24 protein-coding genes are annotated in these 26,943 nt (G+C 44.1%); 19 read left to right on the forward strand and 5 right to left on the reverse strand.

The annotated features are described in order from the left end of the window. Positions 1-215: 215 nt before the first annotated feature. Together rsmI and LN893_RS01025 are read right to left on the reverse strand one after the other, a co-directional pair. Positions 216-932 carry a 16S rRNA (cytidine(1402)-2'-O)-methyltransferase gene (rsmI, locus tag LN893_RS01020; protein ID WP_229967404.1) on the reverse strand — a complete coding sequence of 239 codons (717 nt, stop codon included), beginning with the start codon at positions 930-932 and terminating at the stop codon, positions 216-218. Between the two features lie 177 nt (positions 933-1,109). Then, positions 1,110-1,355 (reverse strand): 4a-hydroxytetrahydrobiopterin dehydratase, encoded by a 246-nt coding sequence (locus LN893_RS01025; protein WP_229967406.1) that lies wholly within the window; start codon positions 1,353-1,355, stop codon positions 1,110-1,112. Positions 1,356-1,522: 167 nt separating this feature from the next. Between LN893_RS01025 and LN893_RS01030 the strand changes: the two genes are divergently transcribed. From LN893_RS01030 to rpiB, 9 genes are all read left to right on the forward strand, one after another. Next, on the forward strand, positions 1,523-2,383 hold the full coding sequence (locus tag LN893_RS01030; RefSeq protein WP_229967409.1) for an SDR family oxidoreductase: 861 nt from the start codon (positions 1,523-1,525) through the stop codon (positions 2,381-2,383). Positions 2,384-2,470: 87 nt separating this feature from the next. Then, positions 2,471-2,779 (forward strand): hypothetical protein, encoded by a 309-nt coding sequence (locus tag LN893_RS01035; protein ID WP_229967411.1) that lies wholly within the window; start codon positions 2,471-2,473, stop codon positions 2,777-2,779. Between the two features lie 91 nt (positions 2,780-2,870). Next, entirely contained in the window at positions 2,871-3,101 is a 231-nt protein-coding gene (locus LN893_RS01040) for a hypothetical protein (protein ID WP_229967413.1), read from the forward strand. A 105-nt stretch (positions 3,102-3,206) separates the two neighbouring features. Next, a complete protein-coding gene (locus LN893_RS01045) occupies positions 3,207-3,902 on the forward strand; it encodes a metallophosphoesterase family protein (RefSeq protein WP_229967415.1) in 696 nt (231 codons plus the stop codon). Between the two features lie 1,629 nt (positions 3,903-5,531). Beyond that, entirely contained in the window at positions 5,532-6,464 is a 933-nt protein-coding gene (locus LN893_RS01050) for a choice-of-anchor D domain-containing protein (RefSeq protein WP_439651159.1), read from the forward strand. A gap of 49 nt (positions 6,465-6,513) precedes the next feature. After that, positions 6,514-9,255 (forward strand): IPT/TIG domain-containing protein, encoded by a 2,742-nt coding sequence (locus tag LN893_RS20645; protein WP_439651160.1) that lies wholly within the window; start codon positions 6,514-6,516, stop codon positions 9,253-9,255. Between the two features lie 212 nt (positions 9,256-9,467). Further along, positions 9,468-10,742 carry a serine hydroxymethyltransferase gene (gene glyA / locus LN893_RS01060; protein ID WP_229967422.1) on the forward strand — a complete coding sequence of 425 codons (1,275 nt, stop codon included), beginning with the start codon at positions 9,468-9,470 and terminating at the stop codon, positions 10,740-10,742. Between the two features lie 21 nt (positions 10,743-10,763). After that, complete coding sequence (tatC, locus tag LN893_RS01065) at positions 10,764-11,609, forward strand: twin-arginine translocase subunit TatC (protein WP_229967424.1); 846 nt, start codon at positions 10,764-10,766, stop codon at positions 11,607-11,609. Beyond that, positions 11,609-12,046, forward strand: coding sequence for a ribose 5-phosphate isomerase B (rpiB, locus tag LN893_RS01070; protein WP_229967426.1), 438 nt, complete (start codon positions 11,609-11,611; stop codon positions 12,044-12,046). Before tatC ends, rpiB begins: the two co-directional genes overlap by 1 nt. A gap of 9 nt (positions 12,047-12,055) precedes the next feature. Here the strand turns inward: rpiB and LN893_RS01075 are convergent, their stop codons facing one another. Next, positions 12,056-13,453 (reverse strand): hypothetical protein, encoded by a 1,398-nt coding sequence (locus LN893_RS01075; protein WP_229967428.1) that lies wholly within the window; start codon positions 13,451-13,453, stop codon positions 12,056-12,058. A 98-nt stretch (positions 13,454-13,551) separates the two neighbouring features. Between LN893_RS01075 and rbfA the strand changes: the two genes are divergently transcribed. The 7 genes from rbfA to LN893_RS01110 all read left to right on the forward strand — a co-directional run bounded on the left by rbfA (position 13,552) and on the right by LN893_RS01110 (position 22,390). Then, complete coding sequence (rbfA, locus tag LN893_RS01080; RefSeq protein ID WP_229967430.1) at positions 13,552-13,959, forward strand: 30S ribosome-binding factor RbfA; 408 nt, start codon at positions 13,552-13,554, stop codon at positions 13,957-13,959. Between the two features lie 17 nt (positions 13,960-13,976). Beyond that, a complete protein-coding gene (locus LN893_RS01085; RefSeq protein ID WP_229967432.1) occupies positions 13,977-14,786 on the forward strand; it encodes a class I SAM-dependent methyltransferase in 810 nt (269 codons plus the stop codon). 117 nt (positions 14,787-14,903) lie between these two features. Then, positions 14,904-16,127 carry an ABC transporter permease gene (locus tag LN893_RS01090; protein WP_229967434.1) on the forward strand — a complete coding sequence of 408 codons (1,224 nt, stop codon included), beginning with the start codon at positions 14,904-14,906 and terminating at the stop codon, positions 16,125-16,127. Between the two features lie 188 nt (positions 16,128-16,315). Then, positions 16,316-19,246, forward strand: a complete 2,931-nt coding sequence (locus LN893_RS01095; RefSeq protein ID WP_229967436.1) for a DEAD/DEAH box helicase — start codon at positions 16,316-16,318, stop codon at positions 19,244-19,246. Between the two features lie 174 nt (positions 19,247-19,420). Beyond that, positions 19,421-19,870, forward strand: coding sequence for an SRPBCC family protein (locus LN893_RS01100; protein ID WP_229967438.1), 450 nt, complete (start codon positions 19,421-19,423; stop codon positions 19,868-19,870). 74 nt (positions 19,871-19,944) lie between these two features. Further along, positions 19,945-21,429, forward strand: a complete 1,485-nt coding sequence (gene crtD / locus LN893_RS01105; RefSeq protein ID WP_229967440.1) for a 1-hydroxycarotenoid 3,4-desaturase CrtD — start codon at positions 19,945-19,947, stop codon at positions 21,427-21,429. Between the two features lie 349 nt (positions 21,430-21,778). Then, a complete protein-coding gene (locus LN893_RS01110; RefSeq protein WP_229967442.1) occupies positions 21,779-22,390 on the forward strand; it encodes a TetR/AcrR family transcriptional regulator in 612 nt (203 codons plus the stop codon). Between the two features lie 60 nt (positions 22,391-22,450). Here LN893_RS01110 and LN893_RS01115 read toward each other — a convergent pair whose 3' ends face one another. Beyond that, the gene (locus LN893_RS01115; protein ID WP_229967444.1) at positions 22,451-22,693 is read right to left on the reverse strand and encodes a DUF6952 family protein; all 243 of its coding nucleotides are present in this window, start codon (positions 22,691-22,693) and stop codon (positions 22,451-22,453) included. Positions 22,694-22,699: 6 nt separating this feature from the next. Next, the gene (locus LN893_RS01120; RefSeq protein ID WP_229967445.1) at positions 22,700-23,020 is read right to left on the reverse strand and encodes a thioredoxin family protein; all 321 of its coding nucleotides are present in this window, start codon (positions 23,018-23,020) and stop codon (positions 22,700-22,702) included. Positions 23,021-23,459: 439 nt separating this feature from the next. On the opposite strand from LN893_RS01120, the gene prfA reads away from it, so the two are divergent. The 3 genes from prfA to LN893_RS01135 all read left to right on the forward strand — a co-directional run bounded on the left by prfA (position 23,460) and on the right by LN893_RS01135 (position 26,752). Next, a complete protein-coding gene (prfA, locus tag LN893_RS01125) occupies positions 23,460-24,536 on the forward strand; it encodes a peptide chain release factor 1 (protein WP_229967446.1) in 1,077 nt (358 codons plus the stop codon). A 301-nt stretch (positions 24,537-24,837) separates the two neighbouring features. Then, a complete protein-coding gene (locus tag LN893_RS01130; RefSeq protein WP_229967447.1) occupies positions 24,838-25,278 on the forward strand; it encodes a hypothetical protein in 441 nt (146 codons plus the stop codon). Positions 25,279-25,384: 106 nt separating this feature from the next. Beyond that, positions 25,385-26,752, forward strand: a complete 1,368-nt coding sequence (locus tag LN893_RS01135; RefSeq protein WP_229967448.1) for a beta-helix domain-containing protein — start codon at positions 25,385-25,387, stop codon at positions 26,750-26,752. Positions 26,753-26,943: the final 191 nt, after the last annotated feature.

The raw sequence follows: 26,943 nt of genomic DNA on the forward strand, positions 1-26,943 counted from the left end.
TGCTACTTCCTCTGTAGTGCTCTGTAGCTAACAGTTAAATTATAAATTATGAGGTATAAATTAATTTGTGACTAAGGCACAAATTAATAAATCATCACTTAGCTCATGCCGTTACAACACGCAAGACGGGCAAAGGAGTAAGTAAAGCTCCCCGCCTTAGACAAGGAGGGGCTGGGGGTGGTTGAAAAACACTTGCAAAACACAATGCCCCTCAACTACTCCTCAGAGCTTGCCTTTCCTCCTTTTGCTCCCGCACCTGATACTACCAACACAAACTCCCCTTTTATAGCCTTCGTCGTGAAAAGCTCCACCAGTTCATCCAGTGTGCCATTGATGGTTTCTTCAAACATCTTAGATATTTCACGTGAAACAGATGCTTGTCTTTCCCCGCCAAAAAACTCTTTAAACTGCGTGAGCGACTTAAGCAGGCGGTGCGGCGATTCGTAAAAAATCATGGTCCGCTCCTCCTGTACCAAACTCTGCAAACGTGTTTGTCTGCCTTTTTTAACAGGCAGAAATCCTTCAAATGTAAAACGGTCGGTGCTGAAGCCAGATTTTACCAGGGCTGGTACAAAAGCAGTAGGCCCAGGCAAACATTCAATTTTAAGGTCATGCTTCAGGCACTCCCGCACCAGGTAAAAGCCAGGGTCGGAAATGCCAGGCGTACCCGCATCAGAAATCAAAGCCATCACCTCTCCTGCCTTTAATCTGTCTACCAAATGCCCTGTTGCCTTATGCTCGTTGTGGAGGTGGTGGCTATGCATCCGCTTTTCGATGCCCAGGTGCTGCAGTAACTTGCCGCTGGTGCGCGTATCCTCTGCCAGAATAACATCCACCTCCTTCAGCACCCGAATAGCCCGAAGCGTAATATCCTCCAGGTTACCTATGGGTGTAGGTACCAAGTATAAATTTGTCTTTTCCTGTTCCTGCATGAGGTAAAGATAACGGGTAGAGTTAGAGATTTAAAGAGTTAGAGGGTTAAAGAGTTATTCTGAGTTTAGAGATTTAGAGCGTTTGGGAGTTAGAGAGGTGTTTTCTGTATCAACTATAGCTACGCCAGATATATTATCAGTGTAACAAATTAACAAATACTTTAACGCTCTAAATCTCTAACTCCTAAACTTCCCATATATTTCCTCAATCCGCTTAGCCAGCTTATGGTCCAGCTCTGTTACGGTGTTGCCAGCGTCGTGGGTAGTTAGCTCTATGTCTACTTTGTTGTACACGTTGCTCCACCAGGGGTGGTGGTTTAGCTCCTCGGCAACCTTGGCCACTTGGTTCATGAAGGCCATCGCTTGGTTGAAATCTTTAAAGCGCAGGCTGCACTTTAAAGCATTGTCTTCTTCTCTCCACATAGTTTTAAAATTAGTACTAACAGGTATACTACAGAAACAAGCCTAAGATGCAGGCGTATAGTTAAATCTAACACACATCACGTACATCGCTCAAGCTTTATAAGAGCTGTTTGGCCTATGTCGTGGTAAGTGTGTCACTTTTGTTAACGACGTAAAACTATAAAACTATGGAAAACAAACCAGAATCTTTACCAGCACAAGAGCAGGGGCACCAGCCAGGCAAGGAGCATAAAATGACACCAGAGCCAGAATTTATAAGAGACTCTTATAAAGGTGGCGACAAGCTAAAGGGAAAAGTAGCTTTAATCAGCGGTGGCGACAGCGGCATAGGTCGTGCTGTGGCCGTGCATTTTGCCCGCGAAGGAGCTGATGTTGCCATTATTTACCTGGACGAGGAAAAAGATGCGCAGAAGACGAAGGAATTAGTAGAGAAAGAAGGTCGCAAATGCCTGACAATGGCAGGTGACATAGGAGAAGAAGACTTCTGCAAAGAGGCTGTTGAGCGTACTGTAAAAGAGCTCGGTAAGCTGGATGTGTTAGTAAACAATGCCGCAGAGCAGCACGAGCAGACAGACCTGCGGGACATCACAAAAGAACAATTGCAGCGCACGTTCCAGACAAACATCTTCTCAATGTTTTACATGACAAAAGCTGCCCTTAACCATTTAAAAGAAGGCAGTGCTATTGTTAATACCACCTCTATTACCTCTTACCGCGGCAGCAGCCACCTGATGGATTATGCAGCCACAAAAGGTGCTATTACAAGCTTTACAAGATCGCTATCCTCTAACCTGGCAGACAAAAAAATAAGGGTAAATGCCGTAGCGCCAGGCCCTATCTGGACACCACTGATCCCAGCTTCGTTTGATGCCGATAAAGTGGCTGAGTTTGGTGAGAGCCAGCCGCTGGGGCGTGTAGGCCAGCCTTCTGAAGTGGCTCCTGCTTATGTGTATCTGGCTTCAGAAGATGGATCTTATGTAACTGGCCAAGTAATACATGTGAACGGTGGCGAATTAATTGGTTCGTAAAATAGCCAACCATACCGTGCAATTTGGAGTAAAACTAATTGTAAAGCACTTTGCAAACTGGTGCAATTCAAACTTAAAGCAACAATAATGGCTGAAGATAAAAATAATGAGCATAAAGGTTCGCTTAAGGGTGTACCGCCTGAGGAAAGGCCTGTGCGTGTGATTGATGAAGATACATCAGAGCAGGAAATGCGTGCAGGACATATAGTGCCAGGAGCTGATGCACCTAAGAACGAACATCAGCGTGGCGGTTTTGGTAACCGCGACGGTAAAGAAGGATATGGAAGCGATACAGCAGGTCAGGGACCATCGGCCACAGGCGTAAACGATTTCTCTGACGATGGCACACCGCCGAAAGATAACTTTAGAACTGAGGAAGAAGGGCGAGGCACTTGAGCCTAGCCTTGTGAGTGAATTCAAATTTCAGGTATAAGAACAAAATAGGCTCTTGTACCGCATGTTTAATTTAAATAAAAAGGAGGACATCATGCCATATAAGCATACACAGCCTGGTGGGGCTGATTCAGGAAATCCATCTGGAAGAGGACAATCTAAAGCTGGAGCGAAACCAGTAGATCCGAACCAAACTCGTGACGAACACGAAGAATTAAAAGAAAAGTACACAAAAGGACCAGACGAGTTAGCAGACGGTATACGTACAAACAACGTAAACCGCAACCTGCACAAACCTGGCATTGACAACAACAAGTATAACTAAGACTGATTAAGTTTTATAAAAAAGAAAGCACCTGCTTAGAAGCAGGTGCTTTCTTTTTTATCTTAGTAGCTTATTTTACTTTTAGCAAAGCCAAAACACAAGCTGATGGCCCGATACGCCCTTACTGACATCCATGGATGCGCACGCACATTAAAAGCCATGGTGCAAGATCAACTGAAGCTTCAGAAAACAGACGAACTGTATATTCTGGGTGACCTGGTAAACAAAGGGCCCGACAGTAAAGGTGTGATAGACTTTATCCTACATTTACAAAAGCAGGATTACCAGGTGTTCTGCCTAAGGGGCAATCACGACCAGATGCTGCTAAAAGCCAGCCAAAAAGGAGATAGCGCAATCAAACTTACAGCCATCGAAAAGAAGCTATTGCTAGAGAACTTTGAAATCGTTCACCTGAAAGAGCTTCCTAAAAAATACATAAATTTCTTAAAAGGCCTTCCTTACTACCTGGAAGTAAAAGATTTCTTTCTCGTTCATGCAGGCTTCGACTTTAAGCAAACCGATATTTTTAAAGACACAGATGCCATGCTAAACATCCGTGACTATAAAATTAACTGGGATAAGCTGTACAACAAAGGCCTGCTGCACGGCCATACACCTACTCCGTTACATACTATAAAAAAAGCGACATCTCATAATGAAGACCGCCTAAACCTGGATGCTGGGTGTGTATACTACCGCAACGCCTCGTTCGGAAATATGGTGGCTTTAAACATGGATACTTACGAGCTCTTAGTGCAGCCGAACACAGATAGGCCATACCCCGTGGCCCGCAAAAGCTAAACTCTGCTGAGTTTTTACTTCTCAAATAACTCAAATTACGGTTTATTTCATGTCTTGAAATACAACCCACCCCTAGCCCCACCTCAGATCTAATCTTGTAGGGGAAAATAAACTACCGCAAGATTTCATCTTGTGGTTAAAATGGGGAAAGTTTTCAACTTTCGTAAGAAGTGCTGGCTGGAAAATTTCGCTACGCAAGTTGAAAACTTGAAGCATGTTATCGGGTTTTTAAGAGTTAAATAGGGGATGTCACATTTAACCCTACAAGATTAGTCCTCGGAGGGGCTAGGGGTGGGTAAGCTGCATAGCACGTTTATCCTGCCTTTTTAAATCGCAACTTGGGTTATCTATCAATTATCTATTGATCTTCTTCTACAGTACTTATTCAGAAATTGAGCATAAACCTGATCAGCACAGCGGCAATAAATTCAATATTTGAATATGCCAATATAATTTTTACAACATATTGTGTTGTTCTTCGTTTGCCAAAAAACTTGAAAAGGAAACAAAAATAACTTTACACAGTAGTTAAGCAGAGGCGGCAGAAAGTTCCTGATGTTAGGATTTTATGAATTGCGACTTTGTGCAGCTTCGGAGTAGAGATTAGCCGCATATACGGCACTACTAAAAAGGATTTGTATATAAACTTCCAAGCTCATTGATTTTCCTGTACGGCCAAGGTATGCATGTGGCGCAACGCATCTGCTTTTAATTATAATCAGCTTAAAGAGGTGCCTGAGTGATTTCTGCTGTCTACGGGGCAGTGAAGCCCTTTTTATAGCATTTACTAGTTATTCTAGCTGTTTTACAAGCTTGTACCTTATAGTTAAGCAAGAAGGTGCGTATAACAGTTTGTGCAACAATGGCTTGCTGGAGCCTGAATTTAATATGTCAGTAAAATTATGTAATGCAGCGCCTTAAAAAAAGGTAAGGTTTATAACTGAATAGTTAAAGCTCAGTTTCACTTTAAAATTACTTAGCAGGAAAAACTGCTAAAATTGTCAGATTAACTTTACTACATAAAATATCATAAAAAATCCCAAGAAAGCCGTTACTTTGTATTGTGTTATATTGGAGATAAATATACCCCTAACCTAAGAGTTTATTTGAGAATTTATACAATTAATGATTATGATAGAAGCATTACACACTACAAACTTTACTAAGCTTCTAAAGGCACTGCTCTTGCAGTGTGTTTTGATGATGGGGCTCGTATCGGTGGGGTATGGGCAAACGGCTACGTTACCAACCAGCCATGAAGGGCTGTGGGATAACTCAAATTTACCTGTGGGATGGACAAGCGTAGGTGTATCTGACAGAACTTCAAATCTTAGTCCATCAACTACAGGTGGTGCGGCGGAGTTCAATGCTACAGGAGAGTATATACAAATAAACTTTGATTCAGCTCCTGGGCAACTATCGTTTTATGCTAGATCTTCGGGGACGAGTAGTAGTGGACCAACCTTTGGAGGAACTTTTGAAGTACGGGAGGCCACTAGTTCAACAGGAACTTTTGAACAACGGGTTGGAAGTCAGCTTAGCACAGCTAGTGGAGATCCTGCTCTTGGTCTTACGGGGGTGCAGTATACAAGGAATCTTAGTTCCACAACCCGATCGGTGCGCCTGTATATGTCAAAAAGAACATCTGGATCAGTTTATGTTGACTTAGTTAGCCTAGCAGAAGCAGCAGAAGCGCCTGCTGGCCCTGAGATAAACGTATCAGTGGGTAGTAGTAGCATTACTAATGGTTATACACAAAACTTTGGTACTATAACAGTTGGTGCTTCTTCTGCACCAGTAGTTTTTTCAGTACGTAATGATGGTACAAGTACTCTTAACCTTGGAGCAACTCTTGGAGGAATAAACCCTGATGATTTTTCAATAGACCTGACAGGTGTCGATCTTACTTTAGAACCTGGTGAGTCAACAACTGCTAGTGTAATATTTAGCCCAACAAGGTTCGGCAATAAAAGCGCTGAAGTACAGATTTTATCGGACGATTTAGATGAGAGTCCTTTTGTAATCTATCTTTCTGGTAGTGCAGTTGTTTCTCAACCAAATATAACCAGCCTATCTACCTATAGTGGGCTAGTAGGTTCAGAAGTGATAATTACTGGTACTGGGTTTACAAGCGTAGATCGAGTAGAGTTTGCAACTGGAGTAGATGCCCTAGATTTTAGTGTTGTGAGTGATACGGAAATCAGAGTAATAGTACCTGCAGGTGCAGTAGATGGTCCTATCACAGTGTACGCAGGTACTTATAGTAGTAGTAGCAGCATCTTTCAAGTTTTAGTGCCACCTTCTAATCTCTCTGTTTCACCTTCGGAAGGCTATGTTGGTGACGAGGTGGTTATATCGGGCGAAAACCTGGAGGACACTGAGCGCGTGACGTTCAATGGCCTTGATGCAGATTTCGGGGCAGTCACAGACGAGAACGGTAACACTGTGATCTACGCGGTGGTTCCAGAGGGTGCCGAGACAGGCCCTCTTGAGGTGAGGACACCAGGTGGCACGGCNCGTGACAGAGGTGGTATTCGGCGGCGGGGCTGCGGTTGCCCCTGAGAACATTGTCATAGTTCCTGACGGCGAAGGCTTCTATGTGCAGGTGACAGTGCCTGCAGGCGCCGAGACAGGCCGTATCACGGTAACCAATCCTCAGGGCAGCGGCCAGAGCGAAGTATTCACCGTAATTGGTCCAACCATTACGTCTGTTTCACCTTCGGAGGGTTATATTGGTGACGAGGTGGTTATATCGGGCGAAAACCTGGAGGACACTGAGCGCGTGACGTTCAATGGCCTTGATGCAGATTTCGGGGCAGTCACAGACGAGAACGGTAACACTGTGATCTACGCGGTGGTTCCAGAGGGTGCCGAGACAGGCCCTCTTGAGGTGACGACATCAGGTGGTGGCACGGCCTCCGTTAATTTCGTTGTGCTGGAGCGTGTTCCAACGAACCTGACTATCAATCCTACCTCTGGAGAGGTGGGCGACCTTGTGACGATCTACGGCGAGAACCTGGGCGATGTGACAGAGGTGGTATTCGGCGGTGGGGCTGCCGTTGCCACAGAGAACATCGTCATAGTTCCTGACGGTGAAAGCTTCTATGTGCAGGTGGCAGTACCTGCAGGCGCCGAGACAGGCTCTATTACGGTCACCAACCCGCAGGGCAGCGGCCAAAGCGAGGTGTTCACTGTAATTGGTCCAACAATAACAAGCGTCACTCCTGATCCTGCAAGACTAAACCAGGAAATTACAATCACAGGTGCCAGACTAAGTACAAATGGAACTGCGCCAACTGTGACATTCAATAGTATAGAGGGAGGAGAGGTTCGTTTGGTAGGAGAAGTTTTTTCTTTTAACGAAACATCCGTGGTAGTAATAGTGCCTACTAACGCTGCTTCTGGTACTTTAACTCTTACTACGGCAGAAGGACCTGCAGACTATGATAACTTTGAAGTACTTAGACCTGACGTAGTTTTAAATACTAATAATTTTACTGGTGAATTTACTGCTGCTGTTGGAAATACTTCTAACGTTCAGTCATATGTTGTATCTGGAACAAACTTTGCAGTTGGAGAAGAATCTTTAGCAATAACAGCTCCTGAACATTTCCAGATTGCTACAGGCCCTAATGGCGAATGGGGGGCATCTCTTGAATTACCTTTAACAAACCTTGAGAGTGGAATGCTTGAGCCTACTACAATTTATGTAAGGTATTTGCCAACCGAAGCAACCGAAGAAGCCCCACATACTGGCTCAATAGATCATATTACTGTAGGCGAGAGTGAGGCTCTGGTAGTGAATGGAACAGCTACAGCTGTTGATATTGACGTTGTTTCTCCTAACCCTGCAAGACTGTTAGAGCAAATAACAATCACAGGTACCAGGTTAAGGTACAATAATGAGAACCCAATTGTAACCTTCAATAATGTAATAGTAGGAGACGCTCGTGCGATAGGCGATATAGTATCTTCTACTGAAACATCCGTAACAGTAATAGTACCTACTAACGCTGCTTCTGGAACAATTGAACTTACAACATTTGAAGGAACTGCAGAGTATGAGAACTTCCAGGTGTTGCGACCTGATCTAGTACTGAATGCAGAGTTAACTGTTTTCACATCTACTTTAAACCAGCCATCAGCAGTTCAAACCTATACTGTAACTGGTTCTAATCTTGCAGTTGGCGAAACAGAGGTGGTTGTAACAGCTCCAGAGAATTTTCAAATAGCGCTTGATGCGGCAGGGCCATTTGAGTATCAGTTAAACATACCTCTTTCAAACGCTACAACTGGTACGCTTAACGAGACGCCTATCTATATCAGGTACCTCCCAACAACAGAAGGCACACATAATGAGTTTATAAGCCATAACACAGAAGCAGAGAATGAGTTGTTAGCCGTGACGGGAACAACTGGAGTAGAGCCAACAATCACCCTTACTCCTACTACGCTTTACTTCAAAGCTGCTCCTGGAGATACTTCAGCAACGCAAACCTATTCAGTGAGTGGTATTTATTTAAATGGCGACATTAACATCTCACTTGAAGATTTAGGAGTAGGGGTTGCGCATCGTTTCGAAATTTCAGAAGACAACGTTAGCTTTATTACTGCACCAATTACTTTAGAGGTTAATACAGATGGTGAAGTTAGCCCAACTAAAATTTATGTAAGATACGTACCAGGCGCGGAAGCTAGTACTAGTGATATACATAATGAAAGATTAGTGCATAGTTCTATCAATGCAGAAACGAGGTATCTTGCACTTGAAGGCACGGCAAATGATCTTCCAGTAGAACTAGTCTCTTTCACGGCTCAGCAGCAGTCAAGCGGTACGGTTCTTAAATGGAAAACTGCTTCGGAGAAAGACAACGATCGCTTTGAGATAGAAATGGCTTATAACCCTATGGAAGGGTTTAGCAAAATAGGTGAAGTTAAGAGTAAGGTAGGTACTAGCTCTACGGCTACAAACTATACATACACGCACTTCTACAATGGCGAGGCCAGCACACGCTACTATAGACTGAAGCAGATAGATACAGACGGTGTTACATTTGCTTACAGCAGTGTAGTGGCTGTGGAAGCTGTTGCAGAGGCAGTGCAAGTGTTAACAGTTGCTCCTAATCCAATTAACTATAGCTCTAAAGTGTACATCATGGCTAACAGCGATGGTAAAGCCATACTCCGTGTGAGCAACATAGCGGGTAAGCAGGTATACTTTAAAGATGTAGAGGTAACTGCAGGAGAAAACGAGGTAAGCTTGCCGCTTTACGATAAGCTACCAAACGGCGTCTACATACTTACAGTAGAAGTAGACGGTAAACTGCATCAAACAAAAGTGCTGAAGAGATAAAGAATGAAGCATTAATAAGAAAGCCTGGGGTAACAACCTCAGGCTTTTTTGTTGGCTAAATAGTACTCCTGTTTTTGCTTTTTGCAAATATTTAAAAGTAGAGCAATCTGGAAAAGGAAGGATTGCGTAAGTGGTGCTTATTAAAATACCGAAGCATTGGTTTATTAAGAAGCATACTGTAATTTTGGGAGCTTAAAAACCATATACATACGATGCAAAAAGACACAGCCATCTTTGACCTTATAGCAAAAGAAAAAACCCGACAAACGCACGGAATAGAACTGATTGCTTCTGAAAACTTTGTTTCGGAGCAGGTAATGCAGGCTATGGGAAGCGTAATGACGAATAAGTATGCAGAAGGCTTGCCAGGCAAACGCTATTATGGTGGCTGTGAAATAGTAGACCAGTCAGAGCAACTGGCTATTGATCGTGCAAAAGAGCTTTTCGGCGTAGAGTGGGTAAACGTGCAGCCGCACTCTGGTGCACAGGCTAATTCAGCTGTTATGCTGGCCCTGCTTCAACCAGGCGATAAAATATTAGGCTTCGACCTGTCGCATGGTGGGCACCTGACACACGGCTCGCCAGTAAACTTCTCTGGTAAGCTGTACAACCCAACGTTCTATGGTGTAGAGCAGGAAACAGGCTTGATAGATTTCGATAAAGTAGTAGAAATAGCTCGCCGCGAAAAACCAAAGCTGATCATCTGTGGAGCTTCGGCTTATTCCCGTGACTGGGACTATAAAAAACTGCGTCAGACTGCTGATGAAGTAGGCGCTCTGTTGCTGGCTGATATCTCCCACCCTTCCGGGCTGATTGCACGCGGCTTGTTAAACAGCCCGTTTGAGCATTGCCATATCGTAACCACCACTACCCACAAAACATTGCGTGGCCCACGTGGCGGTATGATTATGTTGGGTAAAGATTTCGAGAACCCTTACGGCATCAAAACACCGAAAGGCGAAACACGTATGATGTCGTCGTTGTTAGATGGCGCTGTGTTCCCTGGCACACAAGGCGGGCCACTAGAGCACGTTATCGCTGCAAAGGCTGTTGCTTACTTCGAGGCACTTTCTGATGACTACCTGGCATACGTGAAGCAGGTGCAGCAGAATGCACAGGCAATGGCAAAAGCATTTCTGGAGCGCGGTTACGATATCATATCAGGAGGCACAGACAACCACATGATGCTGATCGACCTTCGCTCAAAAGGGCTGACAGGTAAACTAGCCGAAAATACATTAGTGAAAGCTGATATTACCATTAACAAAAACATGGTGCCTTTCGATGATAAATCACCGTTCGTGACATCGGGTATGCGTGTAGGTACAGCAGCCATAACAACAAGAGGTTTAAAAGAAAATGACATGGCACGCATTGTTGAATTGATCGATGATGTATTGCTTAACAATGAAAACGAGAGCAAGATCGAAGCTGTGCGCAAAGAGATAAATACCTGGATGAACCAGTATCCACTCTTCGCATACTAATATCTGTAACTGCCCACTTTGATGGACCAACCACGCATAGGAGAACAAGAGCCACAGGAGGAGATGACCTTTATAGATCATCTCGAGGAACTGCGATGGCATCTCATCAGAGCCCTGGGTTCTATATTTGTATTCGGAACGATAGCCTTTCTAGCGAAGGGCTTTGTGTTCCACGATATTATTTTAGCTCCGTCGCGCACTGATTTTCTTAGCTATAGGCTGATGTGTGAGTTAGGCGAGCGAATGGGTTCTACGGCGCTTTGTATAACTGACATGGGCTTTACAATACAAAGCCGCCAAATGAGTGGGCAGTTTGCCATGCACCTGCTGGTGTCTGCCATACTTGGTCTGGCCTGTGCTTTTCCGTATGCTTTCTGGGAAATTTGGCGCTTTGTAAGCCCTGGCTTGTACCCAGAGGAAAGAAAGAACTCGCGTGGGGCTGTTTTCTTTGTGTCTGTGTTGTTTATAATGGGGCTACTGTTTGGCTATTATGTAGTCTCCCCTATTTCCATCAACTTTTTGGCAGGCTACCAGGTCGACCCTACAATCTTAAATGAGTTTGACCTGTCTTCGTACATCTCTACGCTCACAACGTTGTGCCTGTCTTGTGCGTTTATGTTTGAGATGCCTGTTATAGTTTACTTCTTTACAAAGGCAGGTATCTTATCGCCTGAGTTAATGAAGTTGTACAGGCGACATGCCATTGTGGTTATACTTGTAATTTCGGCTATTATAACGCCGCCAGACGTAATAAGCCAAATACTCATTGCGCTCCCGCTAACATTGCTCTACGAAGTAAGTATCAGTGTTTCCAGGTCTATCAGAAATGCAGATTTAAAGAGATTGAACGAAAACAATACAATATAATGGCTAACAAAATTGCTATAGGAGGAGACCATGCTGGCTTTACTTATAAGGCTATGCTGAAAACAGTGTTGGAAGAACTTGGTCATACCATACAGGACTTTGGCCCCGATTCTGATGCGTCTGTAGATTACCCTGATCATGTGCATCCGCTGGCAAAGGCAGTGGTGAACAAAGAGGCAGATTTAGGTGTACTGATTTGCGGAAGCGGTAACGGTGTTGCTATAACGGCAAACAAGCACCAGGGAGTACGCGCAGCACTATGCTGGCAGCCTGAAATAGCAGCACTTGCCCGCAGCCACAACAATGCAAACGTGCTTTGTATTCCTGCGCGCTTTGTATCAGAAGAAGTTGCAAAAGAAATGCTACGGGTTTTCCTGGAAACAGAATTCGAAGGTGGTCGCCACCAAAACAGAGTAAATAAAATTGCCGCCTGCTAAGCGGCAATTTTATTTTAATTTAAACACGCCTGGTGTAGCTGTTGGGCTATACAACTCAAAAATGCCAGGCAGCTTATACTGCAACTCCTGCATCATGCCTGCTTTGTCAATAATATAAGTAGGCTTTTCCTGTATAAAGTTGAGGTAAATGGCATGCACGGCTTCATAATTGTTGAGCTGGGCGAAGTGCCTTTGGGATAAGCGCCAGTTTAGGTAAGGCGTAGCCAGTTTATTTTGGATATAGTAGCTTCTGTCGTTGCCTAAAACAAGCACGGTAGCATTTGCTGGTGTGGCAGGAGCCTGTGGTAAGAGTAAAGCAGACTCCTCTAACGCTATAAGGCCATCAATTTTAAGCGGATCTCGATAGCGTAAAAGAACAACACTGGCTACTATAAGCAAAAACAGGGTATTCAAAATCCATGCTTTTCTGGAAGAAGTAAAAATATACTCGCTGAAATAAGCAACGGCAGGTAAAGCCATCACAAAGGTGCCTGCAGATACTTCCTCTCTTGTAAAGATAACCACCAGGCTTACGATAAGCCAAACCCACATAAGTTGCTGAAACTTTACCTGGAAAACCAGGCGTTGCGGAAGCGAGGCGGCACTAAGTAGCCCCAAAAGCAAAACCAGCGCAGGTGCCGCCAAAAGAATAGCCAAGTCATCAGGAGGGAGTAAAAAGTTGATGTTAAACCTCCAGGGACGCAGGAGATGTAGGTCCAGGAAAAACTGCTGAGAACCGACATACATGTAGTAGGTCATGAGCACAGCATACGGAAACAGAAAACCGCACAGCGTTAGCAAAAAACTGCGGAAGGAGTTGGAGGCAAAAAGTATAACGGCAAACAAGCCCATCAGCAGGAAAAGCGCTAGCGGCAAATAACTTAAAGCAGCTAAGCCCAACATAAAACCACCCACAAATAGCCTGTGGCTATCTAATCCTTCCCGCGATAGCGTTAAAAAGTACGGCAGCGACATGATCACAAACGTGTTGCCAATAAGCAACGGCGTAAGCATATCGAACTCAAACGTGATACTGCCTAAAAGCAAATACAGTAGCGCAGGCAGGTAGTTTTGGCTTCCGTAAACATTGTGCCTGTTAAAAGTGCTGTTCAATACCAAACATTGTATCAAGAGCAAAACAGTAGCCACTACTCTGTAAACAACTACAGAACGGCCTACAACCAAATCAATCAGCCAGTAAAACATAGCTGAGAGTGGAGCCGTGTTATCGTAAATGTCATGGTACATCTCAAAGCCGTCTGCCATGCGTTCGCCTATCAGCATATATAACAGTTCTGGCGCTGTAGTAGGAAAACCAAAGAAGATAAGCGGTAGCCGTAGCGCAAGGTACAGCAATACCAGCAAGATAAGTCGGGAAGGTAATATGCTTCGGAAGTAACGAATCAAGGAAAGAAGGAGTTAAAGAACTAAACACCTGCCTATGCGAAATGAGTAGGCGCTTTAGGGGTAAAAATGCAAAATTAATATGATATTTGCATCTTCATATGGAAAGTAAAAGACAACAGAAATTTTCGCGCCTTATTCAGAAGGAGTTGGCGGAGATCTTTCAGAGAGAGGTGCCGCACTTGTTCGGAGGGGCTTATATATCAATTAGCGTAGTGCGTGTGTCGCCCGACCTTGGGCTGGCACGTGTGTACCTAAGCGTGATGATGGCTAATAACAACGAAGAGTTGTTGCAGGAGGTACGCGTGAATACCAAAACAATACGCCATTTGCTGGCGCAACGCATTAAAAGCCAGGTTCGCGTTATACCTGAGCTGGTGTTTCACCTGGATGATACCGCAGAATACGCCTCACGCATGGACAAACTGTTTGAGAACCTCGAGATTCCTCCCGCTCCTGAAGAGAGTGAGGATGACGATGCAGAGGACGATACTTATACCGACAGATAAAGCTTTGCTTCACCCTTATGCAGTATGATCCGATAAAGCGTGTGTTGGGCGATATGTTCAACAAGACGCCTTTTCTGCGCCAAGTTTTCTTTAACCTGTTAGACCTGTTACTGCTTCGCTCGTGGCACGTGCACAAAGAGCTTCGTGCCTGGGCCGCTAACAGAAAAGATAAAGAACAGTGCATTCTGGATGCGGGTGCTGGTTTTGGGCAGTACACGTACTACCTCTCCAGCATGAGTAGCAAGTGGAATATTTTAGCTGTTGATGTAAAAGAAGAGCAGGTTTCAGATAACAATAAGTTCTTCAGGGCTATTAACAGGCACAATGTACTCTTCAAGATTGAAGACCTGGTGCAGTTTAGGCAGCCAAACACCTACGATCTGGCACTGTCGGTAGATGTGATGGAGCATATACTGGAAGATGTGGAAGTGTTTAAGAACATTTATGCTTCTTTGCGTTCAGGTGGTATGCTGGTTATCTCTACTCCTTCCGACCAAGGCGGCTCCGATGTGCATGGCGATAGCGAAGCCTCTTTTATAGAAGAACACGTAAGAGACGGCTACAACATACAGGAAATTCAGGATAAGCTACGTATAGCAGGTTTCAGAAAAACTGAGGCACGATACTCTTATGGAAAGCCAGGGCAAATATCGTGGCGCTTGTCTATGAAATACCCGCTGCTAATGCTAAATGCCTCGAAAGCTTTTTTTATACTGCTGCCGTTCTATTACCTCCTCACATTCCCGATTAGCCTGGTGCTGAACTGGATGGATGTAAACAACAAGCAGGCTTCAGGTACAGGCTTGATCGTAAAAGCATGGAAGTAACTTTCGAGTTACGGCAGAATAATTCTGGTCTACGAGTTGTGTATACGATAAACCTAAATACAATAATTGCAGTAGTTGCTTCGTAAGCGATAAACGGACAACGATCAACGAAAATAAATGAATGTACCTTTTCTGATAGCGAAGCGATATTTTTTCTCTAGAAAGAAGAGGAGCATCATTAGTATTATATCTAACATTGCTATGATAGGCGTTGCCGTAGGCACGATGGCGCTTATTATTGTGCTGTCGGTATTTAACGGCCTGGAAGACCTTATCCGCGAGATTTACAGCAGCTTCGACCCTGATCTGAAAATAAGTTCTGTGGAGGGCAAGTCGTTTGAGACAGACACAGAATTTATGAACCGCATCCGGCGCATGCCAGGCATAGCGGTAGTATCGGAGGTGATAGAGGATAATGCCCTGCTGCGCTACAACGACCGGCAGATGGTGGTGAAGATAAAAGGCGTTAGCGAAAATTTCTTTCAGCAGAACGAGATCGACTCTTCGGTGGTAGAGGGGCACAGCCAGCTTATAAAAGATGATGATTACCATGCGCTCGTAGGGCGCGGCATACAGTACCAACTCTCTATAAGGCCTAATAATAGCTTTATTCCATTACAGTTTCTGTACCCTCGCAATACGCCTTTTAACCCGCTTAACCCTGAGGGGGCGTTTAATCAGCAGAACATATTGCCTGGCGGTGTATTTGCCATCGAGCGCCAATATGACGATGCCTATGTGTTTGTGCCGCTAAATTTTGCAGCAGAGCTTTTAGAGTATGGTCGCCGCCGCACAGCCCTTGAGATTAAGGTAGCAGATGGGTTTAGAGTAGCAGATGTAAAGCGCTCGCTGCAGCAGTTGCTAGGCGAAAATTTTAATGTACTGAACAGCGATGAGCAACATACAAGCTTGTTAAGAGCGGTGAAGGTAGAGAAGCTTTTTGTGTTCATTACTTTTGCCTTTATTTTGCTTATTGCCTCTCTTAATATCTTCTTCTCGCTTTCTATGCTAGTTATCGATAAGAAAAAAGATATTGCTATACTAGCCTCTATGGGAGCAACGGCTACTACCATCCGTAATATTTTCTTGCTAGAAGGAGCTTTAGTGGCATTTATAGGCGCAGCTTATGGTCTGTCGCTGGGTATGTTGGTTTGCAATTTGCAACAGACATTCGGGCTGGTGTCGATGGGTATGGCCACTTCGGTGGTAGACTCCTACCCTGTTAAAATGGAGGTCAGAGATTTTGCGTTAACAGGTTTAGCCATCGTAGTCATTACCATTTTAGTATCCATCAGGCCTGCACAAAGAGCTGCCGCCATGTCTGTAACAGATAACCTCTAGTTCAACTCACTCCTAATTTAATTATTGCCTCTTCTTCTTATAAATGTATTACGGCCATAAATAGTGGTGGGTGGAGAGGCTGCTGAATATCTCTTAAAATGAACTATTGTTTATCAATTTCATGGAAATTTAAGATAGGATATTAGCTGTTTTACAATTAAATTTGGTGTCCAAAAAATGTAACTGGCATGAAAGTATACACCACGCAGCCTTTTCAGGTGGTATACTCGTTATTTGAGCACGAGTATCTGGGCTACTTGTTTGAGTCCTTTGTGGTGCAGGTAAATACCAAGGGCCAGCTTACGTTGCAACATCAGAATATTTCGGCAAAGAATGCTGATGAATTTGCGTCGCGCCTCGATACAGAAGACTTTAAACTGATCACTTTGATAGATCAGATCCAGCAGGATGCGGTGCTGAAGAAGTTCTCCCCGAAACGAGTTTCTCCTGCCGATTTCTTCCTGAAAGTATACGATGCTGAACGAGGAGATAAAACACTCCAGGAAGCCATAGCACACTACATACAGGTGCGGATGGATAAGATCCTGAGCTTGTTGCAAAACAAGATGACCTTTATCATGGGCAAAGACGGTGAGCCAACCTGGAAGCAGATAACACTTGCTCCAGAGAAAGCTACTGTGCTTTTCCACTTCAGGCGCAATGACGACAATACCCATTATTTCCCAACTATAAAATACGCAGGCGTCAAACTGGACTTTCAGTACCAGAACGCTACCCTTGTTTGCTACGAGCCAGCCTGGTTAATGCTGAACGATACCATTTATAGCTTTGAGAAAGCTATAGACGGTAAAAAGCTACAGCCTTTCCTGAACAAGAAGTTTATAGTTATACCCCGCTCGGTAGAGGAGAATTACTTCAAAAAGTTTGTAGCGCCGCTGGTAGAATCCTTCGATGTATATGCCAAAGGCTTCGATATAAAGTCTGAACGATTTAGCCCGAGTCCCTACCTTTCTTTTTCGGAGGTGAAGGCGACAGAGGTACCTGTGCTGCAACTAAGCGGAAGAACCGAGACGAAAGCAGAAAAAGCAGCATCAGAGAAGATTCTGTTTGAGCTTGCCTTTAAGTACGGTGACCATGTAGTGCAGACAGAAGAGGCGAAGCGTGTAAGCGTGAGCGTGGAGAAGACGGATGAGTCGTATGTGTTTCATCGCCTGATACGTGATATAAGCCATGAGAAGGAGTTTGTAAAAGAGCTGTCGAAGCGAGCCCTAGAGGTAAAAAACGGGAAGGCTGTTCTAGATAAAAGTACTGCGTTTGCATGGCTGAATAGCCATGTGCAGGATTTGGAGAAGCTAGGTTTTAGCGTACAGCAGACAGAAAAGAACGGCAAAAACTACTTTATAGGTGAGGTTTCTGTAGAGGTAGGAATTTCTGAAAACAACGACTGGTTCGATATACATGGTATCGTTCGGTTCGGAGAGTTTGAAATTCCGTTTATAAAGCTGAAAACACATATTCTGACGAAGAACAATGAGTTTAAGCTACCAAACGGACAAATAGCGATTATACCTGAAGAGTGGTTTACACAGTACATTGAGCTGTTTGCTTTTTCGGAGGGAGAGCACAACCTTACGCTGAGAAAGCACCATATGGCGCTCGTAAATGACCTTCAAAATGGTAACCTGGCTACTGTTACCATGAGCCGCAAGTTGGAGAAGCTGCGCGATTTTGAAGAGATTCAGGATCACCCATTGCCTAGTGGCTTTAAAGGTGAGTTGCGCCCTTACCAGAAGGCAGGTTATAACTGGCTGCATTTTGTGCAGGATTATAAGTTCGGGGGCTGCCTTGCTGATGACATGGGCTTGGGGAAAACCGTGCAGACGCTGGCAATGCTACAGCACCGAAAAGAAAACGGAGCAGAAGCCGCATCGCTGCTGGTAATGCCAACGTCGCTCATTTACAACTGGCAAAACGAAGCTCAAAAGTTTACGCCAAACCTACGCATATTAGTTTATACGGGCACCTACCGCGATAAAAACGTAGAGCAGTTCGTTAATTATGATGTGGTGCTTACCTCCTATGGTATTGTACGCTTAGATGCTGAACTGCTAAAATCATACTACTTCGACTACATCATACTGGATGAGTCGCAGGCTATTAAAAACCCCGACTCTAACACCTCTCGCTCTGTACGATCGCTTAAGTCGCGCCACCGCCTTATCTTGACAGGTACACCTGTAGAGAATAGCACGATGGACCTATGGTCGCAGATGTCTTTCATAAATCCTGGTTTGCTGGGCAATAAGCAGTTCTTCCGCAAAGAGTTCTTGAAGCCAATCGAGAAGTCAAAAGATGAGCAGAAAACACGCAGGCTACATGCGCTTATTAAGCCATTTATTTTGCGCAGGCATAAATCGCAGGTGGCACGGGAGCTACCCGAAAAAATAGAGCATACCACCTACTGCAATATGACAGAGGAGCAAGAGCATGCCTACGAAGAAACAAAGTCTTACTACCGCAACAAGATACTCAAGAGCCTGGAGGAAAACGGTAGCGCAGGCAATACACAGTTTATGCTTTTGCAGGGCCTAGTAAAGCTCCGCCAAATTGCCAACCACCCGCTGATGACCGATGCTGGTTACGAAGGAGAGTCTGGCAAACTGAAAGAGGTGCTGCGAATGACGAAGAACATTGTTGGGAAAGGACACAAAGTATTAGTGTTCAGTCAGTTTGTAAAGCATTTGGAGATTATACGTGCTGCTTTAAATGAGCGTGGCATTACCTATGCGTATCTGGATGGCAATACAAAAAACCGCCAGCAGCAGGTAGAGCGTTTTCAGGAGGATGAGCAGGTGCAGATTTTCCTGATCTCATTAAAAGCAGGTGGCGTAGGTCTCAATTTAACGGCTGCCGACTACGTGTTTATACTTGACCCATGGTGGAACCCAGCTGTAGAAGCTCAGGCTGTAGACCGTGCGCACCGTATTGGGCAGCAGAACACGGTGTTCACCTATAAGTTCATCACCAAAGACTCTGTAGAAGAAAAGATACTGGCCCTGCAAAGCCGCAAAATACAGCTGGTGACAGAGCTTATCAGCACCGACGAAACTATCATTAAGAGCCTTACAAAAGAAGATATCGACAACTTATTGAGTTAAGATTAGTTGTTTTCTTGATGATGAAATCTATTAGAAAGCCGTTGCAGAAATGCAGCGGCTTTTTTGTTGCAGCGGTATAACAATAGGTTTAGGAGTGTGTTAACATATAAATTCCTTTGGCTAGAGCTGAGCTTTCGGAAATACTTAATCGTATTATATTTAAAGGCTAAACCCATGCAGCTTCATCTCCAGACAAATGTGCAGCAAGATTATCTTAAAGTATTTCATGCTTTTGATGAGCAACTATTTCGGAAGTTGTCTCCGCCTTACCCCAAAACGAAGCTGCTGCGTTTTGATGGAAGTGAGCCAGGAGATGTGGTGGCACTGGAGCTGCAGACAGGCCTTTCCTGCCACCGCTGGACAAGTTTGATTACAGAACGAAATATAACAGCTACGGAAGCTTATTTTATAGATGAAGGCCAGGAAGTACCTTCTCCCCTGCGCCAATGGCGGCACAAGCACCTCATTACAAAGAATGGTAATGGTGCTACTATTCACGATATAATTAACTATAGCACTGGCAACAAAGTACTGGACCTGCTGCTTTACCCGCTGATGCTGTCTCAGTTTAGTATGCGGAAGCCAATTTACAGGAAAGTATTCGGCCTGAGGGATTCTAATTAATAACATTTGTTGCAAAACCTTTACCCCCTCACTCTAGTTTAGTGCAGGAGAAACATAAACAGGTTAAGTGTAAAATGGCAAAGGCAGCCGTTATAGGTTCAGGAATAGGAGGCATAGCAGCAGCTATTCGTTTGGCTGTGAAAGGTTATGATGTTACCGTTTTTGAGGCAAATGACACTTTTGGCGGTAAAATGCAGGAGTTTTGGCTGGGTAACTATAGGTTCGATGCTGGGCCATCGCTGTTCACGCTGCCACACCTTGTAGACGAGCTTTTTACGCTGGCAGGCCGCACCCCCTCCGATTATTTTACCTATACTAGATTAGACCCTGTTACGCATTACTTCTGGCCTGATGGCAGCCAAGTAAAAGCCTATGCTGATGCTACTGCGTTTGCACAAGAGGTAGAGCAACAGTTAGATGTGCCGAAACAAGACGTACAGCAGGTGCTGGCAAAGAGCAGTAGGCTTTACAACGGCACCGCAGATACTTTTCTGCACAAGTCGTTGCACAAGGCTGGTACCTATTTAAGTACCGATGTGCTGAAGGCGCTCAGTTGCCTTTCCGACCTTGGCCTTACCACCACCATGCACGAAGCCAACAGCGCACTATTTTCAGACACACGCTTTGTGCAGCTGCTCGACCGCTTTGCCACCTACAATGGCTCCGATCCTTACCAGGCACCTGGCACGCTCAACCTGATTCCGCACCTGGAGCACAACATTGGAGCATTTTACCCTGAGGGCGGTATTTATGCCATAGCTGCTAGTTTGGTAAAGCTGGCGGAGGAGCTAGGCGTGCAGTTCCGATATAACGAGAAGGTAGAGCAGATTACCACAGCTGGCAACAAAATAACAGGTGTCCGAACTATAAAAGAGACATATCAGGCAGATGTGGTGGTAAGCAATATGGATGTGGTGCCTACGTACCGCAGGCTACTACCTAATCAGTCTGCACCAGAAAAAACATTGCAGCAGCCGCGCTCTAGTTCAGCCTTAATTTATTACTGGGGCATTAAAAAAGAATTTCCTGAGCTGCACCTGCACAATATCTTCTTTAGCCAAGACTACAAAAATGAGTTTGAGCACATCTTTCAGCATAAAACTATTAGTCCCGATCCTACGGTTTACGTGAACATCACCTCTAAGTTATCGGCAGAGGATGCGCCAGCAGGGTGTGAGAATTGGTTTGTGATGGTAAATGTGCCGCACAATGAGGGGCAGGATTGGGAAAAGCTGAAAGCTGAGACACGACAAGCCGTACTGAATAAGCTGAGTAAGATGCTGCACACTGATATAGCCTCTTTAATTGAGCAAGAGCAGGTGCTGGACCCTCTTCTTATCGAGCAGCGCACCTCTTCTTATGCTGGCGCTTTGTATGGTAGTAGCTCTAACAATAGAATGGCAGCTTTCCTGCGGCATCCGAACTTTAGCTCGAAGCTGAAAGGCTTATACTTCTGTGGCGGAAGTGTGCATCCTGGTGGCGGTATTCCATTATGTTTGTTATCTGCTAAAATTGTAGGAGAACTTGTGCCACTCTCTACAAAAATAAGTCATTCCTAAAACCGAGCCTGCCACACAGAACTATAAGCTGTGGGTGGTGCTTTTATACTAGTTCTGTTTCATACAATAGGTTTTGAGGGCAAGCGTTAGGCAGTAATCTTGTTTATTAGCAGCCCTATTGCAGGTCCTTTTTCATGTTTTACCAATCTACAAGATACACAGACTGTCCCCGCTTGTGTACCTGATATAGTTTTTCTTTTATGAGCCTTTTTAGCTTTTTATGATTGCATAAACTTTTAATTTTAAGCCTTTTGTAGGTAAATGGTCATGAAAAGATATACTTTTACGTAGCTTTAGCGTAATTTGTAGGCTATATCAGGTAAAGGTACATAAGGCTGTTTCATACTAAATGACATATCTAGAAACCATATTAGGGGATCTTCTCCAACTATTTCACAAAGAGGGTATAGAGGCTCACTCTGAGGAAGACATTGTAAGCAGGTTGAATATGAGTGCCTCGACTTATAACGAGCTCTTCAAAGACAGGCTAGATATGGTAAAGCAGGTAGTGGAGCATGAGGTTAAGCTAAATGAGGAAGAACACCGTGTAAACTTGGCAAAAGCCAACAGCCCTGTAGAGGAGATTATGTATCTTCTGAAAGACGGAATTGAAAGGACGCAAAAAATTAACTTTAAATATTATATTGATCTGCAGCAGCACTACCCTGAAGCATGGCAGCTTAAACTCGATCATTTAGACAGCTATTCCTATCACCAGATTTCAGAAATAATAAATAGAGGTATTCTGCAAAACCAGTTCAGGAGGGACATCAACATACAGTTGGTTACTAAAATCATGTTGGAGCAGGTGCGGATGGTATTAAATCCAGCTGTGTTTTCTCCAAACCGTTATTCCCTACCAGAAGTGTTTCGGAGCACTTTTCTATATTACATTCGCGGCATTTGTACAGATAGCGGCGGCCGGTTGGCAGAAGAATACTTTTCAAAGAACGACTTATAAAAGCAAAGGCCTGATGAAGATAATCATCAGGCCTTTGCTTTTATATATGTTAAGAGTTAGTTAGCTAATAGAGACACGCACCTTCTTGGTATACTCTCGCAAAGCGGTCTTAAAGTCGGTACCATTGTCTTCCATGTGGTTCAGAATCCAAACGGCAGCTAATACGTGTGTTAGCTGCTCTCCTTCGTCATCACCTTCCACCTCAATAGCTACTGGTTGCTCATCTACAATGGCAGCCTCAGCTGCCATAAGGGTTTCTAGAGAATGAGCTTCTACTAGTTTTTTTATAGCTGGTATCTTCATTATAGTTTACGCATCAAGTTTGTGGATCAAATCTCTTACAGCTTCTTCTTTGCTCGCTGCAACGGTATCTACTAACTGGCCTCCTTTGAACACAGCAAAGAAAGGCAGGTTAGTTACGCCAGCCAACTTACGTGCCTCAGGACTGTTCTCTGCGTTTACGTCTACGAAGGCTACATCTGTAAATTGCTCGTCGTCAGACAGGCGCTTGAACTTTGGCGAAAAAAGGCGGCAGTTTCCACACCAGTCAGCGTAGTATTTCACTACCACTTTCTGGTTAGCGCCTAATATATTCGAAAAATCGGTATCTGTTGCTTTAATAACAGGCATAGTATCTGTTTTTAAGTTTTAACATCTAATAAAGTATACTTTATTCATACTAGCTACAAAGGTAAAAGTTTCATACCTAAATATGTAGCTTTCTTCATGTTTTATGAATTGAAGCTATTGTTACAGCTTTCTTTTTAGTTGTTTGTGTTTCTATTTCTTTTTTCTTTTGTGCTTGCTGAGCATTCTTAACCAGCTACTGCCTGAATAGTTATTGTAGAATCACCTGTAATTGGGTTGCCTACAGTATATAGATTTGGACTACGCGCTTTGCTTTTGCCTCCCTTAGTCTGCTTTACTTCGTGGCCTAGAGCTACACATGCTGCCGCAATTTTATAAAAGCGAAGATATTAAGGCATTTGAACATCTTTTTAGCCAAATTTGTATTAAAGAAACTAAGCTCCAATTTAGTATCTTCGCACTTTAAAACCATAGCGGAACAATGTTAGATAAATTAGAAGCCATTAATGAGCGTTTTGAAGAGGTAAGCCAGTTGCTTATCCAGCCTGACGTGGCCAGCGACATGAAGAAGTATAAGTCGCTGAATAAAGAGTACAAAGATCTTAACAAGATTGTTGTAGAATATAAAAAATATCTGAACATACTGAGCAACATCGAAAACGCGAAGCAGGTTATCGCTACCGAAAAAGATGAAGATTTTCGTGAGATGGCCAAGGAAGAACTGGATGGGTTGCTTCCGCAGCGTGAGGAGATGGAAGAGCTACTGAAAGAGCTCCTAATCCCGAAAGACCCGAATGATAGCAAAGACATCATTATGGAAATTCGTGCAGGTGCAGGTGGCGATGAGGCTTCTATTTTTGCAGGTGACTTATACCGTATGTACAGCCGTTTTGCTGAGCGCATGGGCTGGCGCATGGAATTGATTGACGCGACAGAGGGTACTTCTGGTGGCTATAAAGAAATTATTGTGAACATGTCTGGCGAAGATGTGTATGGTAAACTTAAGTTTGAGTCAGGTGTGCACCGTGTGCAACGTGTACCAGCCACTGAAACGCAAGGTCGTATCCATACTTCGGTTGCCTCGGTGGTAGTGCTGCCAGAGGTGGAGGAACTGGATGTAGAGCTGGATATGAATGATATACGCAAAGACTTATTTATGTCATCTGGTCCTGGTGGTCAGTCAGTAAACACTACATATTCTGCTGTTCGTTTAACGCACATTCCTACAGGTATTGTGGCGCAGTGCCAGGACCAGAAGTCGCAGCTGAAGAACTTCGACAAAGCCTTGGCAGTATTACGTTCTCGTATTTACGAGATAGAGCTGGCTAAGAAGAATGAGGCTGAAGGTGCGCAACGTAAAACAATGGTAGGTAGCGGCGACCGTTCTGATAAAATCCGCACGTACAACTATCCGCAAGGCCGTGTTACAGACCACCGCATCGGGTATACTGTTTATAACCTTCCAAACGTGATGGATGGTGGTATAGAAGATTTTGTAGAGCAACTGAGAATCGCCGAAAACGCTGAGCGCTTGAAAGAAGGTGCTGCGGCAGAATAGGTATAGTCAAAAGAGATAGATAATGTAGGAGTGCAGTGAGGCTGTAAAAGCTGAAGCTGCACTCCTATTTTTTTGTTACACAATTGCCAGAATGTCCTTACATTCGGCTATTGATATATTACCTATCTAAAATGAAAAGCTTTACCCGTGTCGCCCTTATCACCAGCTTGTTTCTGTTTTCAGCTTCTCTTAGCGCCTTCTCTCAGGACTATATGGATGCTATTGCCGAAAACTCTTGTGCTTGCATAGATAACCTTGTGGCCAACAATGAAACAAAAAATCTTGAAATAAGATTAGGACTATGTATGCTGCAAAGCCTTATGAAAAGCAGATAAAGAGAGATTACAACATTGAGCTGAGTCGTATTGATGAGCAAGGCGAAGAACTTGGCAAAGTAATGGGAGTGCGTATTGCTACGCAGTGCCCGAATGCCTTTATTGCCCTTACAACTATGCTGGAGGAGGATAAGAAAGCTATAAGTGTAGAGAGTTCTTTTGTAGGAGAGATTGTAAGCGTAACTGATCAGCAGTTTGTTGTTTTTACCTTGAAAGATGCGACAGGTAAAACAAATAACTTCTTCTGGTTAAACTTTTTCCTGTCTGATGTTAATCTGGCAGATGGCTATAAAAAACTGCTGAAAAAGAAAGTAAGGCTAAACTATACAGAGCAAGAATACTTCGATCCTAGAATAAAAGAGTATAAGAAGTATAACGTTATTACGTCGCTAAATGCAGCTAATTAACACCAAAGAAACTCTAACCGTTTAGGAATAGTTATTATCGAGCACTAATAGTAGGCCAACCAAAAATCATCAAGTATACGCTTTTTCTAAATCGCTTAATATTAATTTGAAGTACCTGCTTCTCATATTGCCCCTGCTCCTGCTGTTATCTTTGCTTGGCTGCGAACCTAACGATGAGGTGCTCACCACTGACGCCAGTGCGGTGCTGGAGTTCTCTACAGATACCGTGCTGTTTGATACCGTGTTTGTGCAGCAAGGCAGCGTCACGAAGCGGCTGAAGGTATATAACTCAAATAGAAAAGCCGTTAAGATCAACAGCATTTCATTGGCTGGTGCCGCTAGTTCACCTTATCAACTAACAGTTAATGGGGTTGAGGGACCAGTAGTAAGCAATCTGGAGCTGAGGGGGCAGGATAGCCTGTACATATTGGTAAAGGTGCAGATTAATCCTTCAGATGAGGACCTTCCTTTTCTTGTAGCTGATTCTATTATTTTTAACACAAATGGGCAGCAGCAGGATGTAAAACTTGTGGCCTACGGTCAGAATGCTGTGTTTTACCGCAAAAGCTCTCTCGGCACCACCACCTGGACAAATGATAAGCCCTACGTTTTACTCGATACCGTGCAGGTGCAGCCAGGTGCTACGCTTACCATACAGAAAGGAGCACGTATATACGCAGCTAATAAAGCGGTTTTACTTGTAAACGGTAACATAACGGTAGAAGGCACGCCAGACGAGCGGGTATCTTTTAGTGGCTATCGGCATGAGCCCGAATATGCTACGGCTCCTGGGCAATGGCATGGAATAAGGCTGCTAGGGCAAAATGGAAACAACAGCATCAAGTATACCGATATCAGCAATGCCAGAACCGCCTTATACATAAACAACACAGGCCAAAGCCGTAATTTAGTGGAAGGGTGCTTTATAAAGTATGCCTTTGATGGCGGTATTATGGCTTCTGATGCAGATGTAAGGTTGGTGAACACGCTTATATACAACTGTGGCGGGTATAGCTTTGGGGGACGGGGCGGCGGTAACTATGAGGTGCTTTACTCTACCATTGTTAACTATAATAACAGAGCACTACGTTCTTCTGCGGCCTTTGTAGTTACTGGTTACCTGCAATCTGAAGGAGCAGAGGGCAAGCCAACCAACCTAAGGCTCCTCAACTCGATTGTCTACAGCGAGAGCGTACGGGATGAGATAATGATAGAGATAGGTGAAGGCCTAGTGGAGGTGGAGAATAACTTATTGCGCACCGAGCGTTACAAGGACCGCTTTAGCGCCAACGGGAATGTTTTGAATACTTCTCCTATGTTTAAAGCGCCAGGCAAGCTGGACTTTAGCTTAGACACCCTTTCCCCTGCCAGCAATGCCGCCAAGCCTTTACCAACAGTTACCATAGATTTTAAGGGCAAAACCAGAAGCACTACCAAACCTGATATGGGTGCCTTTGAAAGAACGATAGACTGATTTCGTTATCCGTTCCCCGTCAATTGTTGTTCGCTTTCTTGATTTCGATAAAGCGATAAGGGTAAAATTGCAAAGGTTAGGTCCATGCATACTGTGTAAGCAGGTAAAGCTGATTAAAGGTTAGAACAGCTGCTTAAGTAGAGCAACTTTTAACTCTTACTTTTAAACTTTTAACTTCCTACCCGTAAACT

The organism is Pontibacter harenae (assembly GCF_020907245.1).
GTDB classification, from domain to species: Bacteria; Bacteroidota; Bacteroidia; order Cytophagales; family Hymenobacteraceae; genus Pontibacter; species Pontibacter harenae.